The sequence below is a fragment of the Bradyrhizobium sp. LA6.8 genome, assembly GCF_040547935.1.
Taxonomy (GTDB): Bacteria; Pseudomonadota; Alphaproteobacteria; order Rhizobiales; family Xanthobacteraceae; genus Bradyrhizobium; species Bradyrhizobium barranii.
Map to the genome: position 1 here is coordinate 67,985 of NZ_JBEPQQ010000019.1, position 17,856 is coordinate 85,840.

General features: G+C 61.0%; 16 protein-coding genes and 3 pseudogenes. 8 read left to right on the forward strand and 11 right to left on the reverse strand.

What is annotated here, in order from left to right; all coding sequences use genetic code 11:
- Positions 1–24: 24 nt before the first annotated feature.
- Positions 25–2,022, reverse strand: a complete 1,998-nt coding sequence (gene nhaA, locus ABIA90_RS45230; RefSeq protein ID WP_354122241.1) for a Na+/H+ antiporter NhaA — start codon at positions 2,020–2,022, stop codon at positions 25–27.
- A 179-nt stretch (positions 2,023–2,201) separates the two neighbouring features.
- Between nhaA and ABIA90_RS45235 the strand changes: the two genes are divergently transcribed.
- Entirely contained in the window at positions 2,202–2,507 is a 306-nt protein-coding gene (locus ABIA90_RS45235) for an OsmC family protein (RefSeq protein ID WP_354122240.1), read from the forward strand.
- A 25-nt stretch (positions 2,508–2,532) separates the two neighbouring features.
- Here the strand turns inward: ABIA90_RS45235 and ABIA90_RS45240 are convergent, their stop codons facing one another.
- From ABIA90_RS45240 to ABIA90_RS45250, 3 genes are all read right to left on the reverse strand, one after another.
- A complete protein-coding gene (locus tag ABIA90_RS45240; protein WP_354122239.1) occupies positions 2,533–2,889 on the reverse strand; it encodes a DUF488 domain-containing protein in 357 nt (118 codons plus the stop codon).
- Between the two features lie 43 nt (positions 2,890–2,932).
- Positions 2,933–3,403 (reverse strand): carboxymuconolactone decarboxylase family protein, encoded by a 471-nt coding sequence (locus ABIA90_RS45245; RefSeq protein WP_354122238.1) that lies wholly within the window; start codon positions 3,401–3,403, stop codon positions 2,933–2,935.
- Positions 3,404–3,692: 289 nt separating this feature from the next.
- Positions 3,693–4,688: a helix-turn-helix domain-containing protein gene (locus ABIA90_RS45250; RefSeq protein ID WP_354122237.1), complete on the reverse strand. Its 996-nt coding sequence runs from the start codon at positions 4,686–4,688 to the stop codon at positions 3,693–3,695.
- Positions 4,689–5,143: 455 nt separating this feature from the next.
- Between ABIA90_RS45250 and ABIA90_RS45255 the strand changes: the two genes are divergently transcribed.
- Positions 5,144–6,184 carry a LysR family transcriptional regulator gene (locus ABIA90_RS45255; protein ID WP_354122236.1) on the forward strand — a complete coding sequence of 347 codons (1,041 nt, stop codon included), beginning with the start codon at positions 5,144–5,146 and terminating at the stop codon, positions 6,182–6,184.
- A 102-nt stretch (positions 6,185–6,286) separates the two neighbouring features.
- Here ABIA90_RS45255 and ABIA90_RS45260 read toward each other — a convergent pair whose 3' ends face one another.
- The 5 genes and pseudogenes from ABIA90_RS45260 to ABIA90_RS45280 form a co-directional block, all read right to left on the reverse strand.
- Positions 6,287–6,973: a redoxin domain-containing protein gene (locus tag ABIA90_RS45260; RefSeq protein ID WP_354122235.1), complete on the reverse strand. Its 687-nt coding sequence runs from the start codon at positions 6,971–6,973 to the stop codon at positions 6,287–6,289.
- Between the two features lie 724 nt (positions 6,974–7,697).
- A pseudogene (locus tag ABIA90_RS45265) lies at positions 7,698–8,344 on the reverse strand (SDR family oxidoreductase); the annotation flags it as partial.
- 535 nt (positions 8,345–8,879) lie between these two features.
- The gene (locus ABIA90_RS45270; RefSeq protein ID WP_354122234.1) at positions 8,880–9,179 is read right to left on the reverse strand and encodes a hypothetical protein; all 300 of its coding nucleotides are present in this window, start codon (positions 9,177–9,179) and stop codon (positions 8,880–8,882) included.
- A gap of 128 nt (positions 9,180–9,307) precedes the next feature.
- Entirely contained in the window at positions 9,308–9,961 is a 654-nt protein-coding gene (locus ABIA90_RS45275; RefSeq protein ID WP_354122233.1) for a hydrolase, read from the reverse strand.
- A gap of 27 nt (positions 9,962–9,988) precedes the next feature.
- Entirely contained in the window at positions 9,989–10,477 is a 489-nt protein-coding gene (locus ABIA90_RS45280; RefSeq protein WP_354122232.1) for a Rid family hydrolase, read from the reverse strand.
- 344 nt (positions 10,478–10,821) lie between these two features.
- Between ABIA90_RS45280 and ABIA90_RS45285 the strand changes: the two are divergent.
- The 5 genes and pseudogenes from ABIA90_RS45285 to ABIA90_RS45305 all read left to right on the forward strand — a co-directional run.
- A pseudogene (locus ABIA90_RS45285) lies at positions 10,822–11,244 on the forward strand (helix-turn-helix domain-containing protein); the annotation flags it as partial.
- A 232-nt stretch (positions 11,245–11,476) separates the two neighbouring features.
- Complete coding sequence (locus ABIA90_RS45290) at positions 11,477–11,929, forward strand: formylglycine-generating enzyme family protein (RefSeq protein WP_354122231.1); 453 nt, start codon at positions 11,477–11,479, stop codon at positions 11,927–11,929.
- A 98-nt stretch (positions 11,930–12,027) separates the two neighbouring features.
- Positions 12,028–12,291, forward strand: coding sequence for an SUMF1/EgtB/PvdO family nonheme iron enzyme (locus tag ABIA90_RS45295; RefSeq protein WP_354122230.1), 264 nt, complete (start codon positions 12,028–12,030; stop codon positions 12,289–12,291).
- Positions 12,288–12,546 (forward strand): annotated as a pseudogene (locus ABIA90_RS45300) (DUF2171 domain-containing protein). Before ABIA90_RS45295 ends, ABIA90_RS45300 begins: the two are co-directional and overlap by 4 nt.
- Positions 12,547–13,223: 677 nt before the next feature.
- Complete coding sequence (locus ABIA90_RS45305) at positions 13,224–13,742, forward strand: hypothetical protein (RefSeq protein ID WP_354122229.1); 519 nt, start codon at positions 13,224–13,226, stop codon at positions 13,740–13,742.
- A 1,564-nt stretch (positions 13,743–15,306) separates the two neighbouring features.
- Here the strand turns inward: ABIA90_RS45305 and ABIA90_RS45310 are convergent.
- Entirely contained in the window at positions 15,307–15,528 is a 222-nt protein-coding gene (locus ABIA90_RS45310) for a hypothetical protein (protein ID WP_354122228.1), read from the reverse strand.
- Positions 15,529–16,086: 558 nt separating this feature from the next.
- On the opposite strand from ABIA90_RS45310, the gene ABIA90_RS45315 reads away from it, so the two are divergent.
- Positions 16,087–17,148, forward strand: a complete 1,062-nt coding sequence (locus tag ABIA90_RS45315; RefSeq protein WP_354122227.1) for a cytochrome-c peroxidase — start codon at positions 16,087–16,089, stop codon at positions 17,146–17,148.
- A gap of 236 nt (positions 17,149–17,384) precedes the next feature.
- Here the strand turns inward: ABIA90_RS45315 and ABIA90_RS45320 are convergent.
- Positions 17,385–17,856 (reverse strand): sensor histidine kinase (locus ABIA90_RS45320; protein WP_354122506.1); only part of this gene is annotated, 472 nt, incomplete at its 5' end.

The following is a 17,856-nucleotide window of genomic DNA, read 5'->3' on the forward strand; positions in this document are numbered from 1 at the left end:
CGATCCCGCAAAAATGTCGACGCGCTATGATACTTGCATGCTGGCGCTCTGCGGCGCCTCTTCGATAAGCTCCTGACGCGAAGCTCCCCAGAGCAGGGCAGTCCCGACGACGGCCGAAAGAATCGACGCGGCGAACACGGCGATCTTGGCGGCCGAGAAGTCAGTCGCGCTTGGAAACGCCTGCCCAGCGATGAAGAGCGACATCGTGAAGCCGATCCCAGCGAGGGCTCCCGCCCCGGCCAACTGGCGCCACGTGTACTCTGCCGGCTTGACGGCTATGCCTGCACGCACGGCCACGGCGGCCGCGAGGAAGACGCCGAGCGGCTTTCCGATGGCGAGGCCAGCCACGATCGCGGCCATGAGCCAACCATGCCCAACGAAGACGCGCGGGTCAATCGCCACACCCGCATTCGCCAGTGCGAAGATCGGGAGGACCGCGTAACTCGACCGCGCGCCGGCGGTCCGCAGCAGCCGGTCGGCGGGCGATTCAAGTCTGTCGTAGATTGCGTCGAGCGAATGCAGCGCCGGGGTGGAGGGGCCGTGCCTGAGAACCTCGCCCTCGTGCCGGGCCTCGGAGGCGATGATGGTGCTCGCCTGCGTCATCAGGGCGGCCAGGTTGGCAGGTGGGCGCGTCGGAATGAACAGCGCCAGGACCACGCCAGCCAGCGTCGCGTGGAGGCCGCCCGCGTAGACGAATGCCCACAACGCGACGCCCAACAGGATGTAAGGCGAGAGAAGGTAGACTTTCGACCGGCTGAGCAGCGCCAGCGCAACGACCACCGCCGCAGCCGCGGCCAAGTAACTCGGATGTATATCGCCGGAGTAGAACACGGCGACGACGACAATCGCACCGATGTCGTCGACGATGGCCGCCGCCGTGAGGAAGATGCGCAGCTCGACGGGAACGCGGGCGCCCATCACGGCGATCAAGGCAATCGCGAACGCAGTGTCGGTCGCCATCGGAACGCCCCACCCGTACGACCACGGCCCCGCAGGGATGACCAGCGCATACAGAAGTGCAGGCAAGACCATGCCGCCAAGCGCGGACGCAATCGGAAGTGCGGCGGAGCGGCGGCTCGTAAGGTGGCCGACCGTCATCTCGCGTTTCACCTCCAACCCAACGACGAGGAAGAACACCGTCAGGAGGCCGTCGCCGACCCAATGGAGGATGGACATCCGGAAGGCCGCGTCGCCCAAGCTCACGCCGAGCTCTTGGCGCCAGAACGCGTTAAACGCTGGCCTGATCGGAGAGTTTGTCACGACGATCGCCACTACGGTCGCGAGGACCAGCAAAATGCCGGCGGACGGGCCCCAGCTCGCGAAGTCCAGGGCTGCCGTACGGACGCGGTGGCCGAGCGTGCCAAGCATCGCGTCGACGAGAGAGCTCTCGTCCCAGGGGCCGTCGTAGCGCCGGCGGTTGATGTAGAAGGTCGGCGTGAACCTCACACCGCTTGCGCGGGAGCTTGCGACGTCAGCCTCCACCCTCGCCCTCGCGCGTCGCGCGGCGTCGCTGTCGCCGAGTGCGAAGTCGGCGTTCATGCCGAGGTCGGTGGCCACCGCGACGAGATCGTCCTCCGTGAGCTGCATCGACCTCGTCATCAGCTTGATGTGCGCGGACCAGAACGCCTCGGGCGTCTGGGCAAGCTCAGCGAGTTCGGCGGCCCGAAACGAAAGGCTGTTGTCCGTGAGCGGCCTGTGGCGAAAGGCGTAGCAGACGCGGTCGCCAAGTTGGTCGCGTGCTTGCGCGATGCGCTCGTTGGCAGCCCTGCAGTGCGGGCACGCGTAGCTGCCGTACTCGACGAGCGTGATCTCGGCATCGGCGGGGCCGAGCACGTGGTCCGTCTCGTGGTCGACCGGGCGGTCGAGGCGACCGGGCGGGATCATGAACTCCATCGCTGAACCGGTCTCCAAGGTGTTCGCGCCGGCTACGACGTCGGCGCAGCCGTTGCTGGGTTGACAACGTGGAATACGCTGCCGCTGGGTGACGGCGTGTACGCGATCTCCGTACTTCGGCCCGTACACGACCGCGGGCGACGATGGATCGAAGAGTGAGTCCACGACGGTCTAAAGGAAAATCACCTCTCGCCATGGAGTCGATAGCCGACCGTTATCGGAAGGGCTGAAAGACGCTTGGCACGCTACGGCGCTTCCCTCCGCGCCGCCTCGCTCGAGCGGAACTCTCGGAGGCGAACGCCTACGAGTTGCTGAGCGCTTCGCGCGCCGCGTACACGGCGATGACGATACCGCTGCAGGCGCGAAGGCGGATAATCCCGCTTTCCCACGTCGAGGTGACCGTGTCGTACCACCATGGCGGGGATGGCGGTCGCGACTCCTTCGAGCGCTCCATCAGGCTCGAAGAAAACCTTGGCGACGAGGAGCGCGCCCAACTGATGGTGGCTGCGAACATGTGTGCCATCGAGCGGACGCTGGGCCTCAGCGCCGACATCCGCACGAACGATAACGTCGGCATCGGGCCGGCGGCAAGCTGTGATGACGACTTGAGCTAGCTTCCGATCCCGAACACGACCCCGACTAGTGGGCCGCGAGATAGTCCGCGAGCGCGACGGCGTTGTTACGCTCGGTCTCGTGCGCGCCGAAGAGCAGCGTAACTTTGCCCGTCGATACAGGATCCGTCAGGAGCTCGACTGCGGCGTGATTGGCGCGGAAATCCTTGAAGTATCGCTTGTGAAACTCGCGCCAGCAATTCGGGTCAAACCAGGTCGTGAGGCCGGCGCTCTGGGCGATGTCCTTCAGCCACACGTCGACGCTGCGATGTTCCTTCGTGAGCCTGCGCGGCCAGATGCGGTCAACGAGTACCCTCGTGCCGTCCGAGGCCTCGGGCGGCTCGTAGGCGCGCTTGACATTAGGCCGCGGGGACCGTCGAAACATTGGACTCTCCAGCCCTCCCCGCTCCAAAGGAGGGCACCTCGCGTTAGGCTACCTTGGCGGGACTGACCCCGGGAAAATCGATCGGAGTCTGCGCCGCATTGTTCATGAAGTTGGTCAACAGGAACTGGGCAGTTAGCGCTATCATCTCGACGATGTTGGCGTCTGTCCACCCCGCATCCCTGACCGCCGCAAACTGGGCGTCGGAAACTTTGCCGCGCGTCTCGATGAGCGCTTTCGCGAAGGCGACCGCAGCGTGGCGCTTGGGATCGCTCGAGCGGCCCTCCCTGTTCAGCTCCATTTCGTCCGGAGGGATTTTGGCCAGCTTGCCCGCGACGAAGCTGTGCGCGGCCAGGCAGTAGTCGCACCCGTCCGCCTCCGACACCGCCAGCGCGATTCCGTCTCTCGTCTTGACGTCCAGCGTCTTCGCAAGCGACCCCATTAGGGCAGCCCAGCCGGAGAGCGCGTTCGGGCTGATCGACATGAGGCGCTGCAGGTTGGGCACGAAGCCTAGCATCTTGTCGACGTTGTCGAGGATCGGCTTGGATTCCGGGGGGCGTCCTCGCGGCTCGGAATGGAAATACGGGGCATTTGATCCTCCTTCCGTAGACCGCTAACGATTATTCGGTTGATGCACGCCGTCACTGACGCCGACCGTCTCAGCCAGTGGTGGCCAGTGGACTGCCCCAAAGACTAGGGCGCGCCGCGCCGCGGCGATCATTTTTCTTGATCATGCAATCGATAACAGCAGGTCATCGGCTGAGCACCGACCGGCGCACTAATGTCACGTGTCCCGAACTTCGTCCTCAGCTGCGCCCGACTCGCCGCCCTGACCGGGGAAGAGCTGGCGGCGGGGAGCGCCCTTCACCCTCGGTTTCTGCCGGGACGTATCCATGCGCTTGGCGAAAGGCACGGAGAAAGCTGCTGCAGCTCCTATAACCGACCGCCCGCGTGATCTGCTCAACTGAAAATGTCCTCGCGGCTAGCATATCGGCTGCACGCTTCATCCGCATTTGCCGGAGCGCGACCATAGGCGAACATCCGATTGCGCGCACAAAGCGCGCCATGAATGCGGATCGGCTCAAGCCAGCCTTCTGCGCCAAGGCCATGACAGAGTGATCGGCCGATGGTCGCGCCACCATATCGGCGAACGCAAGAGCGATTTGACGGTCACTCAGGATAGAAAAGCGTTCGAGCCAAACGCTGGTCGAATTCAGACTCCGACGGACGAGCGTAACGAGGACTTGCTTCAGGATCGCGCTCGTCATCGCCTCCATTCCAACCTGCCGGCCGCTGACTTCTGCCAACGCAGCCTGCAACTTTGACCCCAGTTCATCGCCGGGTTCGAAGCTCTCGACAATCGGCGTGGAAAGGCCTGCAAAGAGGTCGATGGACGAGCCGTAGGTGGCTCGAAAGTACCCGCAAATCAGGATGACTGTCGGGTCGACGTCCCCTGCGACGAATCGCTGGATACGCTCGCCGAAGCGCGGATCCCATTGCGCTTCAACCACATTCACTGTCTTGGCCGCTGTGCGGTCATCGACCTCGATGTAAAATGGATTCTTAGCCGGTGTGATGACAAGGGTATGAGGCATCAGAGGAAATGCGGGGGAACCACCCACAACCATTCGTCCGGTCCCGGAAAGATTGTAGTGGATAGCCGGCACGTCCGCGCTCCCGAATGACAGGCGCCAACCTGGACTGACCAAACACTCGATGAGTCCAATTACGTCGACATCCAAGGTTTCCATCAGCACATCGAGATCGGATCGAGGCAATGCAAGATTTGGATGATCGGACATGTGTTTCGGACCCTCGGTTTGAGTTGGTGTCCTAGTCTTGGGTTATGGCAGGACGGTGCGCATCTGCTCGCCATGACCAGCAGCCTGCGCCGAAGCAGGGAATCCCTTTGACGAGCGTGAACTTGCCGCTTCCCTCATTCCAACCGTCCAGAACCGAGACCTCAGGAGATTCTAAATGAGAGAAAAATACTTGATGAAAAGATGGCCGAGCCGATCCCAATGGAAACCCTGACATTTAACTGGTCTCGCCTATGATGTTCTACACAACCGCGACGTTAATAGGAAACAACGTCGGTGAGAACACCTTGCGCAAGACGCGGGTCGACGATTCCAAGCCGGCGCACAAATACCTGTTTCCGCGGAAGCTCCACGACAAACCGCTTGGCCATCGCCCCTGCCTACTATGGCAATGAACTGGAACGGTCCGAATCACGGCAAATCTTTCGAGTATGATTATGCAGCTGCAGTTTTATCAGGTGCGATATTTCCTAGCCTTAGCAAGGACACTCAATTTTACGCGGGCTGCGGAGCAATGCAATGTGACGCAGCCGGCGCTGACAAAGGCCGTACAAAAGCTGGAGCAAGAACTCGGTGGCGCGTTGATTCACCGTGAACGTCACCTCACCCAGCTCACCGAGCTGGGCAAGATGATTTTGCCAACGCTGGAGAAAATATTTGCTGCCACGGAGGCAGTACGGCTTCAGGCGCGAGGCTATCAAAAGAAAACAATCGCCCCGCTCAAGATCGGACTGGTGCCGTCAGTCTCCGCCGCACTCATCACCGAATTGCTCTTGGAACTCGCCAGGATCATCCCTGACCTTCGAGTCGATCTACGCGAGGCGGATGCCAACGGGCTCGTTGCGATGCTTTTAGATGGCGAGATCAATGCCGCACTCGTCGGTGACGCCGTGGAGCTACCTGAGCGGATCGACCGCTGGCGGCTGTTCGAGGAGCGGTACGTGCTCGTCCTGTCCCAGAAAGATCCGATGGCGAGGCAAACTGCTATCTCGCTCCAAGAATTGCATGAGGTGGTATTTCTCGAAAGGGTCGGATGCGACGTCGCAGGCCGATTCAAGCAGGCTTGTTTTGTCGACCATCCTGGCCCTAAAGTTGTGCACAGGAGTGATCAGGAAAGGCACCTTCAACAAATGGCATCCGCCGGTTTTGGGGCCATCCTGGCGCCCGAGCACGCTCCCAGGCTGCCGTCGCTCGCCGCTATTCCAATTGAGGGCGACCCCGTGCGGCGCGAGGTGCAGCTTTTGGCCGTGGCGGGGAGGCAGTATTCACCGCCGCTTGACGCCCTTATCAAGGTTGCTCGTGTTCGAGACTGGGCGAGTGCGCTGGACAAACTCCGCCGCGCAGCTGCCACTGCCTCGAACAAGGACAATGTTCGTATGCCTGACGCACAAGGTGCAGGCTCCTTGATCCAAATCACGAGCCCCGGTCCCGCCTCCTCATGCCCGAGCTTGTCGCGGCCATCCAACCGTCGTTGCTGAAGTGACGCGAAGTCGTGGATGGCCGGACAACCCCGGCCATGACGCAGTTGCTGTCGCCCACGCGTAGCCTCTCGAATCGACTCGTCTTATTCCGGTCAGCCTCTAAGGGCGAGGCCTAGGCCCATCCAATTCGGACAGGGCAGCGAGCGCGGTTTCGGTCGTCGCTCCCGTGATGGAGTCCGGCCCGACACACGCTCGACGGATGATCCCCCGTTGGTCGAGGACATAGGTGGCCGGCATTGGCAACATCCAAAAGGAGAAGCCATGGAGAGCTGAGAGATCAAGGCCGCGCTGCAAGATACAGCTCTTTATCTCCGCCGGCACTACGGACACCAGACCGAACAAAAGGCTCACCCCAAGATCCAGGTCGGAGAGGATTTCCAGATCCAGTTGGTGATCGCGCTTGAAATTGCGCGGCAAATCTCCAGTCTCGGGTGTTATGGCAATTGCTCTGGCGCCGGCAGCGCGGATATTACGGGTGGCCCGGTGAAGAGCCCGTAGTCCAGCTGCGCACAATGGGGACCAAGTCCCGTAAACGAAGGTGACGATCAACGGTGCAGTCTGTCGCAATTCCAAAGATGAAACGAGCTTTCCATCTGCCTCGGGGAGAAGGAAATCGGGGGCAGGTTCGTTCGCCTTCAGCGCGCCGTCAGGAACGCCCGCCTCTCGCAGCCATGATGAAATCAGCCGGTCGGTTCGGATGTCGAGCGTGCGAAAGCCGCTCAAGGTCTCCGCGGAGGGTTCGATCGGCGTACTGACCGGGCGCCTCTTCGAAACTTCGTCGTCCATTCTAGCTCTCCCCCCAACGGTGTCCCTCGCGACACCTGTCCGCGTATGTTTCTTGCATGGTGACCGTGCGTTTTGGAAAACGAAAATTCAACTTTGGAATGGTAGTCGTCGACGAATAACCGTTAGGAATAGTTCGGCGGCCCCAAATATCGCGATGTGCCGCGGGGCAAACGAAGCACTAGGCGCCTGTTTGTATTGAAAACTTAAGCTCGGGCGTAGCGGTGATGAAGGCCGCCCAGGACCGCGCATGAACTTGTGACACCGGCGCGCTGTACCGAGCGAGAAACGGGCGCATCCTTGTTAAGGGATCGATGAGTTCTGACACCGTTGTAATAATGAGCGTAAGAAATTAAGGCTATTTGGATTACGTTGTGGGCTCGCGAGCGAGCTGACGTAATTCCGAACTGACTTGCTTCGGTCGGCCGGTCCCGACGGGCCGGGCAGTGAGCCCGGGTCGCCAGCGCCGGCCGAGCCGTGGCACCGCAATACCACTGGCACGGCCTCCGGGGATCCGGAGGCATGTCCGGTTTGCCCGTAAAAGTCCTCGAGTCTAGCATCTTTGGCCACCTAATCGACCAGCCGCCGTAGTTCGGATCGCGTGGCAGGTCGGGGACTTGGCTTCGTGCCACCACCAGACCTGAGTGTGCAAGAGCAGCTTGATCGTTACCCACGCAACGTACTTCGGTATTTCCGCATTTTTTCGTAAGGTGCCAGTTCCTCAGGCCCGCTTTAACGCATGCAGGTTGGTCGTGAATGTTATTGATTCAGGCGTGTCATTCACCTGGCGGTACATTGCGGTATCGACCGCGCCCGGCAGAATCGCATTGACCCGCACACCCTGCGCACTGTATTCGGCGGCCATTGCCTGAGTCTGGCCGATCAACCCGGATTTGCTCGCAGCGTAGGCGGCTATGCCCGAAAATGCGAAACTGTAGCCGACAAAGGTAGAGGTGAAGATCACCGAGCCGGTGCCGCGCTTCAGCATCTCGCTGATCTGGTGCTTCGCGCCAAGGAACGCGCCGGTAAGATTGATGGCAATGGCACAGTTCCAGCCAGCTTCAGAAACGCCGGTGGTCGGGGCGCCTTCGCCGAGGTACCAGCATTGTTGAAAGCGATGTCGAGCTTGCCGAACCTCTTGACGGCGAGCGCAACCAGGGCGCGTGCATAGTCTTCCGAGCGAATGTCGCCCGCCAACGCGGCGGGGTCACCGCCGTCGGAGACGATCTCGGCAACTAGAGCGTCGAGTTCGGCTTGGCGGCGAGCTCCGACGATGACCTTGGCGCCTTCAGCATCAAACAGCTCGGCGGTGGCCCGGCCGATGCCCGCGCTGGCCCCGGTGACGGTGGCGACTTTTCCGGATAGACGTTTCATGTGATCTCCTCCCGATGGGTCGTTCAGGACGGCGGGATTCGGCCGCGCGCTCTACGAAGACATGAAACGGGCTCAGCCATGTCCCTCGCGTCCAGGTTCATCTGCACTCTCCTTTGTTTTGCTGCGCTCAGGCCGACACGGCAATGTAGTGGTCAACACAGGAATAAACTTGCGATCGCAACGTCGCACAACCGGTGGCCCCCCGTAGACACGCCACACCGAAGCTAGGTTTCGTGCCAGGCGTTGGAAAATGCCGTGCTTTTATCTTTTCCATTCCCTCAATTGCGACAGGATGAAACCTGGCTGCCCCTAGCCGTCGGTCGCGGGGTAGTTCGACGGGAAGCGCGCGCTTCGGCTCTTCTTGAACTCGTAAACGGTGTCGATCGAGCGTTTCGCCGACTGGGACGAGGTGAAGGAAGGACGTAGCCGCGATGGTGTGCTTCTGGCCGACTTCGACGCCGGCTTCATCGGGGCTAGGCGCAAGCCTCTCCTCAGCTCGGGCACCCAGAGAATCGGCCGCCCAACCTCGCGTCCGCTAGGGAAGGCCTGCAGCTGCGGTACTGTCCCGGTCGGCTTGCTTTTGTCGAATAAGCGCGAGCTGTTGGCTGCACACACCAAAGCCGCTGGTGTCAACGCGTATTCCGAACTTTTCACAGAATGCGAGATCTTCAGCTGCAATCTCACGATCGAGTTGGATTTTCGCGTTGGCCCGTGTCGCGGGAGCGGAGACGAAAGCGGCGTATGCACCGAACGACAGCAGCACCACAATGAACAATGAAAACAGGAGCCGCAAACCTACACTACTGTCGCTAGCCTTAGCATTGACATCGGTCATCCTAAAGTTCCTTTCAAATGGCTTTCAGGATGAAATATTCGCAGTACGATTTCCCACGCCAGGAACTTAACCCCATGCGCCAGCGCGCGGGGCGCAGGAACAACTCCGATGGATAATGGGCGCGTTTCTTACGCGGGCTTGATCATATCCCGTGCATAGGCCAGGCCGATACCGTATCCGCCGCCGTGAGCCTCGACGATTGCTCGCGCCCCGTCATAGGTCTCATGCCGGGTCCAGTCGCGCTGGAGCTCCAGAAGGACTTGGATCCACGACGTAGGCTTCGCCCCCGCCGCTTCCATCCGTCGCATCGCCAGGTCGTGACTGACCGGAGTGAGCCCGCCGCAAGCGTCACCGACGACGTGTACCTCATACCCCGCCGCGCGGGCGGAGAGCACCGGAAAAGTCACGCACGCTTCCGTCAACAGCCCCGAAAAGATCAGCTTTCGCCGTCCGGTCGCCACGATCGCGCCGCGCGCAGCATCGTCCTCCCACATGTTCATGTTGCGGCGCTCGATCGCAACCACTTCGGGAATCGCGGCGTGAATCGCGGGCATTAGGGGGCCGCTGTAGACCTTGGTGGCGGACGTGGACGCCACGATGGGCATGCCGAAAACGGTGGCGGTGCGCGCTAGAGCGATCACGTTGTTCAGAAGCATTTGGCGATCGATCGATCCCACGCCGAAAGCAAGTCCGGCTTGCTGATCGACCAGCACCAAGGCGCAATCCTTCGGCTCGATCAGGATGTCGGGTATTGCCGTCGCGGTTCCAGGTCTTTGTGTCATGATTTCGTTAACTCCTAGCATTGGGATTTATCTCCGGGGCTTCGCTTCTGCCCCCGACAGCATAGCCTTGAAGGTGATTTCGATGAGCTGTTCGGGAAAGGCCAGTCTCGTCACGCCGATCAGGTTGCTTGCGCATTGAGGTCGTGCCGTGCCGTAGGCCTCCTTGCGCACCTTGCCCGCGGCGACGAATGCAGCGTCGACATCGAGGACATAGAGCGTCTCCTCGACGACGTCGTCCAGCGTTGCCCCGAAGCGCGCCAAAAGCCTGACGGCATTCGCGTAAGTCGCCCGCATCTGCGGTTCCATCATCGAGAACTTGGCCGGCTTGCCGAATTCATCGAGAGAAGCAGGCGCGATCAGGTTCCCCTTCTCGTCGTGGCTGAGCTGACCGGAGACATGGATCATGTCACCAACCTTGACCGCCTGCGCGTATCCGTAGGCATCTTCCCACGGCACACCGAAATACGCGGCCTCTTTACCATTCACTGCGGCCGCGTTTACGTCGTTGCTATGCATATCGAGCCTCCTGGCTTCTCAATCTGGCACCGCGTCTCGGTGGCAGCACTGAACGTTTCGGTACGACGATGCTTTGGAAGATGACCTTGCAACGCCGGTGAGAGAAATCACCTCTCGCCATAGAGTCGATAGACGATCGTTATTGCCGCCGCGTCGCTAACAGGCCGAACACATGGCTGCTCCGACCACCGTCGCAGGCGTGAAGAAAACCCTTGCCAACCGGGAGCCGTCCACACATGGCCCTTAGTGTTCGGCCGGGATACCGGATTAACCAAACCAGGAGCTAGTCATCTGGAACGCAAGTTCGTCACATTAGTTGATAGTTCGAATCTCTACAGAGGAGAGTGCTCGTCGCGAATGCAGGTGAGCGAGGCCGGCCGACCGCGCCGCTGGTTCTTAGCCCGCAGGAGCGTGCGTACTTGGAGAGGCAGGTTCGTCGTCATCGCGTGCCCGATCGCTATCTGAGCACTGCCGCGCGATCCTGCGGTGTGCGGATGGCTTGCCAAGCAAGTCGGTGGCTGCCGAACTCGGCCTCCACGAACACATCGTTGGTAAGTGGCGCCGCCGATTTTTGAAGGAGAGCTGTGATGGCCTGCTTGACGAAGCCCGGCTTGGCCGTCCTCGAACCATCAACGACGATCAGGTTGCTGAGGTAATCGAGCGGACATTGCGTACGATGCCGCGCGACGCGACGCACTGGTCGATCGCCGCCCTGTTGCAGACCGGATGGCTCATCGAATCGATCACCACGCAGATTCTGGTCATCTTCCTGATCCGTTCGCGCCGGATGCCTTGGACCATGCCCGTTGCGACAGCCCATTCTGAATTCGTAGTGAGGACTTGCAATGGCTCCTGCGCATCTTTTCCAGTCGGCGCTCGCACTCAGGGACTTTGAGCGGTTCTACCGCGAGGTCCGGCACACGAGCGCGCGAGAGCCTCGGCAAACCTCTTTCCGACGCGGACGCAACGGTGCAGTCGATCCCCGACGCGAGCCCTGCAATGTGGCGCCTCGCGCACACGACCTGGTTTTTTGAGGCGATGGTTCTCTCGCCTCACCTGAAGGGCTACAGGCCGTTCGATGACCTGTTCAATTCCTACTACGAGACACTCGAGGCGCGGCAGCCGCGTCCTCGGCGCAGCATGATCACGCGGCCCGCATTGGGCGAGGTCTACGTTTACCGGGCGCGTATCGACCAGGCAGTCGCCAAGTTGCTTGGCTCGCGGCCGACCCCGGAGGTCGCTGAGCTGATCGAGCTCGGTTGCGACCACGAGCAGGAGCTTCTGCTCACGGACATCCTCCACCTGTTCGCGCAAGATCCGATTCGGACGGCCTACCGCGACCCTACCCCGGTGAAGGTCGAGACCGCAGTCCCTCCTGCGCTCTCTTTCACCGACTTCGAGGCCGGAATCATCGCGTGGTCCGGAAAGCGGCTGCCGAGCGAGGCGGAGTAGGAGGTGGCGAGGCAAAGGCTCGACGTGGAGGGCAATTTCCTGGACCTCAATCGCCTAAGGCCTAAGCCCGCGTCCCACAAAAAGCCGGGGTGCAGCAGATGTTCGACGACGTCTGGGAGTGGACGCGCAGCGCGTTCTCGCCTTACGCGCGACCGAGGGACGCGGTGGGCGAGTACAATGGAAAGTTCATGTCCGGGCAGTTCGTTTTGCGAGGCGGCTCTTGCGTGAACCCGCCGGGACACCTCCGCGCGAGCTACCGGAATTTCTTCCCGGCGCACACGCGTTGGCAATTTGCGTGCCTTCGCTTGGCGGCGACGCATAACTTCAGCGCATTCAGCGAAACCAAAGGAGAGACCAGATGACCACAGACAAGATCGCCCAAAACACGGAAGTGATCGGCGCGGACGGCGTCCGCGTCGGCACCGTCGATGGTGTCACCCACGGCCGGCCGCGTCAGGCTCGCGAAGCGCGACAGCGGCGAGGGCCAGCACAAAGGCCACGCGCATTTCATCGACCTCGGGCTTGTCGCCGACGTTGAGCGGCAAAGGGTTCGCCTCTCTGCAAACGCGGCGGTGGCGGTGACGTTCGAGGAGGAGCAGTCAGGAAAGCCTGTCTGAACAAGCAGGGCTCGGCGCCCCTGGTCACGCGCAAGGCAAAAAAAAGCGCGAACCGGCGATAGAAAATCGGTTTCGCACGCATGCCGCATGCAAGGGTTTGGGCCGACATCGAGAGCAAAAGGCCTTGGCGTCGAAGCTGGATCAACTACGCGCGATGACGAGGGTCTGGCCGACACGGGCGATCTTAGCGCGGTGGCGCGTCTCAAGCCGGTAGACTGCAGAGTTCGGTCTTCACTCCCGCACCCGTGCCATACTCGATCACGATTGCGGCTGGCGCATGGCGTTTTCGGAGCGTTGCGACGCGACGGGAAAGGAGTGATCGCGAAGGGCCCCTTTCATGTCTTTCTACGCGGCCCGACACCCCGAGTACGGCGCGCTCCTCGACGGCCGATCGCAGACGGACGGGACGCCGGCGCGCACAGCGCTTTTGGACGACGATACTTCACGCCTATCGAATGCATTTCCAAAGGGAATTTCTAATTTCGCCGGCCGCGGCCGATACTGAGGTCCGCTGGGCAGGCCGAACACGCGCGGCTGTTTCGACAGGGATTGAAGCCGTCGCGCCGTGCCGCACGAGCAGCAAAGGAGACCCCCATGAAATTATCGAGGACCGTCGGCCTGGCTGTCGAAGTCTCGCACCCAAGGTTCCTGCCCCCACCCACCCGTAGGATTTCGCCATGATGGCAACATCCGAAACGCTTCGCGGCGTCTTGCGCACTTCGCGTGGCCAACCCATACTTAAGCTGCAATCCGCGGAGCAACCAGCTTCTCTTGCCCTCGATCTTCTTTCGCTGGGAAGCCGCGCGGCACTGGGGGTCTCGTTCCTGTTGTCGGTCAGCGACCGGCTCGGGTTCTACGGCAATCCAGGCGAGCGCGGAGTTTCCTGGGGAACATTCGAGCGATTTTTGGGCTACGCGGCCAAGGTAAATGCGTTCGCACCAGCGTGGATGATACCCTTTCTCGGCACTGCCGCGACGGTGCTGGAGCTCCTATTTGGTGTTACGCTGATACTCGGACTGGCGCTGCGGTGGGCGGCTTTCGGCAGCGCGGGCTTGCTCTTCCTATTCGGTTCAGCCATGGCGATCTCGTTTGGGATCAAGTCGCCATTCGACTACTCTGTATTCGCTGCGATGTGCTGCGCGATATTTTTGGGTCTCGCCGGCTCGAATCGATGGACCGTCGACTCTTTACTATGATGGCTCCACGAGGTTGAGAAACATGCAATAAGCTCTACGCAGCGGCTCCTTCAACTAGGCCTGGCTCGTGCTTGGCGGAGGCGCACTTAGCGCGGCCTTTCTGTTTGCCTATACCGCGCAGCTCGACGCCCTTTGCGCAGAGGGTTTTTATCGTTTCCATCACTACGCGAATGCATTATGGCAACTGGAACCCTAAGTAGGGCCGGTACCCTCGCTGGCTGGTTCGTCATGGTGAAAGACAACGTCGGCCGATTTTCAAGAAACAAGCTGTGGGGCGACGGCCGGGGTTGGTCCTGGTTCGACGCAACTAATCCCCCGACTACACGACGGACTGTCAGTCCTGTCACGTGCCGGCGCGACAGTCAGACTGGATCTACACTCACGGCTATCCGGTCCTGAGCCAGCTTTGCATGCCGCTCTGAGCGAGCTTCCGATCCCAAATATCGACACCGATTAGTGTGCGGCGAGGTATTCGGCGAGCACCACGGCGTTATTTCGCTCGGTGTCGTGCGCGTCAAAGAGCAGCGTGACTTCGCCCACTGTATAAGTTCCGTCAGGTACTCAACTACGGCATGATTGGCGCGGAGCTCCTCGGAGTATCGCTAGTGAAAATTCGCGCCAGCGGTTCGGATCATGCCAAACCAAGTCCTGAGGCCGGTGCTCGGGGCGATGTCCTTCAGCCACACGTCGACCCAGGCACTGCATCCGCCGGGCCATGTCGTAGGCGACGTTGTCGACGGTGATGCTGTGAGCGACGTCCTTCATACGGGAAGGCGCCGGCGAGTTGGCAGCTTCCCGGCACCTTCCAGCGATCCGAGTGACTCCAGGGCGGAGGCCAGGCGAACGGTCTGGTTCTCCTCGGACTCGTCCACCGGCTACGGCGGCGCGTCATCGAGCTCGGCGGCAAAGACGTCCGGTGGTGGCGGCGTGGTCGACACCTTGGCCCGCGCAGCGTCTCGAATACGGGCGGCAGACCGGCCGAGCTCGGCGGCACCCGGGATGCCGGATTAACCAAGCCGGGTGCCAGGGACGGGCTACGAGTGCGCCCCGACCCAACAAATCCGCCCGCCGGCAACCCTTCCACGGCGCGGACCTCCCGGGCGAACTTGTCGCTTTGCTTTTGCATCGCCTGGCAGATGGCGGCGATCGAAGCGGCGCCGGCGGTGATCAGATCCGTCGAGCTCGCCTTCTTTCCCCCGCCATAGGCTGCGCGCAGGAACGCCACTGAACCGGCGGCGATCTCGTTGCGAAGCGAGTCGGATCTTTCCTCGCGTTAACCAATTTTTCGATCGCGGCACGCTCGGTCCGCGCTCGGTTTTCGATGAGCTTGGCAAAGCGGGGGACGTCCAGCCGTTCGGCGACGTCGACCAAAACGCTGATCTTTTTGACCTCCTCCTAGGTCGGTTTGGAGAAGGCGAGGAAGTGGTTGGCCCGGAGCTGGAGCCGTTTCAGGTCCGCCCCGAATTCACCCTCCGGGTGGGCATGGAAGGTCTTCACCTTGAAGACCGAGTCCCGCCAGGTGACGTAGGCTTCCCCGACCCGAGGGCTCTCAGGTTCCGGACCATCACCCGTTCTGTTCTTCGAACCGGGCTTCCATGTTGTCGAGGTAAGGGGTGGCGAACTCACCCGACTTGGCGGCAAAACCCGACACCCGCGCGAAGCTTCCCTTGCCACCGGAGTCGACCGCGAGCTTCGCCGTCATCTCCGTTTCCTCCACCCGCATGAAGATTTTGGTGGTGGTGTTGGCGATCATGGACTTCGCTTCCTTGTCGTCGTTGCGCAGCATCGCCGGAATGTCCTCGTCGCGAAGACGAGGCTGAATCCGAGCGAGCGCGCCCGCGCCGACATTACGGCTAGCCCAGAAACGGTATTGTATCCGACTTCGTTCAAGACTGATGGCGAAAGCCTCTAAAGCCTTCAGGGGACTTCCGATCCTCCTCATTCGATCTTCGTGGCGTTACGTAACGGATATAGTCCTACCGATATCCATTGCCTGACTTGGGACACATTAAGCGTCGCGAATTTCTTGACTTGCTTCGGCCCTGCGCGCCTTTGTGTGCCCGCTGGAGTCCCTGCCGCCGCTATGAGGTGCCCACTTATGATGCGCGCGACATCCCTCGTGATACTATTGCTCCTATCGTATATCTTCGCGGTAGTTGCTGCGCGAGCCCAAGAGAAAGACGCCAGTGTAGGCGCACCGCCCGCGCTGGCGCCGGGGCAGGCACCGCCCCTGCCCAAACCGGGCCCGTTAGCCCAGCCCCGTTCATCAATTCAGGTCGGCTTCCCTAAGGTTTTGACCGAGTATGTTATCTCGCCGTCCACGCTCAGACCTGCCAGAGTCGCATTGGGTCAGAAGCTGTTCTTCGAGCCTCGGCTCTCAGGCGACGGTACGGTCTCTTGCGCCACCTGCCACGATCCGGCGCGGGCCTTCACAGACGGCAGGCCCCTGTCAGTCGGTATCCATGGCCGCGTCGGCCAACGTAACGCCCCTACCGTGTTGAATGCGCTCTATAACAAGACGCAATTCTGGGACGGCCGGGTCAATACGCTAGAGCAGCAGGCTGCGCTGCCGATCACGAATCCGTTCGAGATGGGCTCGGTCAGTATCGGCGATGCGCTGTCCAGGATCGTCGGCGACAAGGACTATCAGACTCAATTCATGCAGTCCTTCGGCCGGGACGTGAACGAGCAGGATATGTTGAGCGCTATCGCAGCGTACGAACGGACACTGGCTTCCTTCGATTCCCCGTTCGACCATTTCATCGCCGGAGACGTCAACGCCATCAGCGACTCGGCCAAACGCGGCTGGGATTTGTTCAACGCCAAGGCCCGTTGCCACCTCTGCCATGCTTTGACGGACAATCAGCCGGACGCAGCCCTCTTCTTGGATAGCGATTTTCACAACGTTGGCATCGGCATCCTCCGGCATCACGTAGTTCCCCTGGCGCAGCAGGCTGAGCGAGAGCTGGCGCAAGGACATGTGGCGGGTATCGACGCCGCGGCGATTACGAGCGAGATGTCGGTCCTCGGGCGCTTCCTCGTGACGAGAAAGCAGGATGATATCGCGTCGTTCAAGACGCCGGGCCTACGAAATGTTCTCGTGACCGGCCCCTATTTTCACGACGGGTCGATGCAGACCCTGTGGGACGTAATGGATCACTACAACAAGGGTGATGGAATCACGAACCCCTGGCTCGACAAGGACATGCAGCCGTTGGCGCTGACGGAGCCGGAGATCGATGACATCGTGGCGTTTCTCGCCTCACTGACAAGCCCGCAATACAAGGTAACTGGTGACCAGGAGTATGCACGGCAACTCGCTCTATCCAAAGTGAACCGCCCTCAGCGGGATACGGCGAGGGCTTTCGGCCCAAAGCCGAAGCAGCCGGAGCCGCCCCCGCTCTAATTGTTATTCACCGGATTGCCGTAACTCCTGCGATCTGAGCTGAGTCATGGCGCGACGCCGAGCGTCCGGTCATGGCCCGAACCTGCCAACGTTGATCGGGCAGAACCGACGACGCCCTGTGGATCGTCATGCGGGGCAAGGACAAGGAGGACAAGGTCGGCAAGCCTGTGGACGACCACTATCTCGAGCGATGCCTGCGTTCGGCTCTGCAGCCAGGTACGCCGATTGAAGACAATTCATGAGTCGTTGTCCGCTGGCAGGGTAAACTGAAATACGGTGCCGCGAGGTTCGTTCGCTTTCGCCCACAACTTGCCCCCATGAGCATGGACAATCGAGCGGCATATCGACAACCCCATCCCTGTTCCACTGGACTTCGTGGTGTAAAAGGCGTCGAAGACTCGATCGAGATGCCGCGCATCAATGCCGGGCCCTGAATCGCGTACGGCTACGAGGGCGCCTGCCTGATCCTGCTCGGTGCTGATCAACAGCTCTCTTGCCCCCTCCTCAACCGAGCCCATTGCTTCAGCCGAGTTCAGTATCAGGTTTAGCAAGACTTGTTGCAGCTGAATGCGATCCCCGAGAACCGGAAGCAGTCCATCTGCAAGCCGAGTCCGGACCGAAACGCCATTCCTGTGGATCACGCTTTGCGCCAGCACAATCACTTCCTTGGTGGCCGAATTGAGATCAAAACGCTCCTTTCGCGGGGGC

Bases quoted from the DNA above. Each gene is read 5' to 3' on its own strand.
- ABIA90_RS45310 (WP_354122228.1), bottom strand. From the start codon at position 15,528: ATGCTGCGCAACGACGACAAGGAAGCGAAGTCCATGATCGCCAACACC.
- ABIA90_RS45245 (WP_354122238.1), bottom strand. From the start codon at position 3,403: ATGCTAGGCTTCGTGCCCAACCTGCAGCGCCTCATGTCGATCAGCCCG.
- ABIA90_RS45255 (WP_354122236.1), top strand. From the start codon at position 5,144: ATGCAGCTGCAGTTTTATCAGGTGCGATATTTCCTAGCCTTAGCAAGG.
- ABIA90_RS45240 (WP_354122239.1), bottom strand. From the start codon at position 2,889: ATGTTTCGACGGTCCCCGCGGCCTAATGTCAAGCGCGCCTACGAGCCG.
- ABIA90_RS45295 (WP_354122230.1), top strand. From the start codon at position 12,028: ATGTTCGACGACGTCTGGGAGTGGACGCGCAGCGCGTTCTCGCCTTAC.
- ABIA90_RS45275 (WP_354122233.1), bottom strand. From the start codon at position 9,961: ATGACACAAAGACCTGGAACCGCGACGGCAATACCCGACATCCTGATC.
- ABIA90_RS45250 (WP_354122237.1), bottom strand. From the start codon at position 4,688: ATGTCCGATCATCCAAATCTTGCATTGCCTCGATCCGATCTCGATGTG.
- ABIA90_RS45305 (WP_354122229.1), top strand. From the start codon at position 13,224: ATGATGGCAACATCCGAAACGCTTCGCGGCGTCTTGCGCACTTCGCGT.
- ABIA90_RS45280 (WP_354122232.1), bottom strand. From the start codon at position 10,477: ATGCATAGCAACGACGTAAACGCGGCCGCAGTGAATGGTAAAGAGGCC.
- ABIA90_RS45270 (WP_354122234.1), bottom strand. From the start codon at position 9,179: ATGACCGATGTCAATGCTAAGGCTAGCGACAGTAGTGTAGGTTTGCGG.
- ABIA90_RS45260 (WP_354122235.1), bottom strand. From the start codon at position 6,973: ATGGACGACGAAGTTTCGAAGAGGCGCCCGGTCAGTACGCCGATCGAA.
- ABIA90_RS45290 (WP_354122231.1), top strand. From the start codon at position 11,477: ATGTGGCGCCTCGCGCACACGACCTGGTTTTTTGAGGCGATGGTTCTC.